General features: G+C 76.2%; 1 protein-coding gene. It reads left to right on the forward strand.

Translation table 11 applies throughout. The features are described from left to right. Positions 1 to 686: molybdopterin-dependent oxidoreductase (locus ACYVE9_RS29650; RefSeq protein ID WP_461030956.1), on the forward strand; the 686-nt coding region annotated here is incomplete at both ends.

Here is a 686-nt window from a genome sequence, read left to right on the forward strand (position 1 = left end):
CACCGACCCGCGGGCCCGCGAGGAGACCGCCACCGCCTGGGGCGTCGCCGAACTGCCGCGCGCCGTCGGCCGGGACACCGGCCAGATCATCGAGGCCGCCGCCACCGGTGAACTCGCCGCCCTCGTCGTCGGCGGCGTCGAGGTGGCCGACCTGCCCGACCCGGCCAGGGCGCTCGCCGCGCTGGACGCCGTCGGGTTCCTCGTCAGCCTCGAACTGCGGCCCAGCGAGGTCACCGCCCGCGCCGACGTGGTCCTGCCCGTGTCGGCCGTGGTGGAGAAGTCCGGGGCGTTCCTCAACTGGGAAGGGCGCGTGAGGCCCTTCGAGGCGTCGATCAAGCCCGACCAGATGACCCGCCGCTTCGTCTTCCCCGACGGCCGCGTGCTCAACATGCTCGCCGACGCGCTCGACGTGCACCTGGGGCTGCCCGACGTGCGGACCGTGCGCGCCGAGATGACCCGGCTCGGCCACCGGTCGCCGTCCGACGGTGACGAGGACCTCTCCGGCGGGCTCGGCGAACCACTGGCCGGCGGCCGGACGGTACCCGCACCCGGCAAGGGCGAGGCGGTACTCGCCGGGCACCGGCTGCTGCTCGACAACGGCCGCCTCCAGGACGGCGACGAGGCCCTCGCCGGCACCGGGCACCCGGCCGTCGCCCGGCTCTCCGCGACGACCGCGGCGGAGGTCG

This window comes from Streptomyces sparsus (assembly GCF_054776295.1).